We start from the raw sequence: 470 nt of genomic DNA, 5'->3' as shown, positions 1-470 counted from the left end.
CTCATGCTCAACCGCGCTTGTTGGGTCAATGGTGCCGATGTTGCTGAACGGGTCGAACATGTCATGGCCCCACAACAGGGGGATGGGGTCACCCTTCGCCTTGAGCGCTTCCAGCGTGTCAGCGAACGCGCCCGGCTCCACAATGTCGCCGTAGCTGTCCACGTTGCCGAACACGGACGCGTAGCCGACGAACGCGCCGGGCTTCAGGCCGTCCTCGTCGCCTGCCGCCTTAATGTTGAACGGGGCGTGCTTGACGCCCACGGTGTTAACGCCGCTCATCGTGCGCCCCTTCCTGTCGTGTCCAGCATACCTACCACGAAACGCTGACCTCGCACTGACACCCCGCCACCTCGTCTGGGTCACCGCATGACGCGGGCCAATCAAGGCCGTTGCTGAAAGTTCCGTCAATGGGTACCGTCTCGCCGTCCATAGCGGCGTGAGACTCCCGCGGGTTGGAGCTCGTGACAACC

General features: G+C 63.4%; 1 protein-coding gene. It reads right to left on the bottom strand.

Annotated elements, in window-relative coordinates; genetic code table 11:
- The coding region (locus ACTQ40_RS10600) for an HK97 family phage prohead protease (RefSeq protein ID WP_441564130.1) at window positions 1-279 on the bottom strand (279 nt) is incomplete at its 3' end.
- Window positions 280-470 lie beyond the last annotated feature (191 nt).

Source organism: Collinsella sp. Sow4_D11, assembly GCF_052116465.1.
In the GTDB taxonomy this organism is placed as follows: domain Bacteria; phylum Actinomycetota; class Coriobacteriia; order Coriobacteriales; family Coriobacteriaceae; genus Collinsella.
The sequence above is the reverse complement of the archived record's forward strand: the minus strand, read 5'-3'. Positions and strand labels throughout refer to the sequence as shown.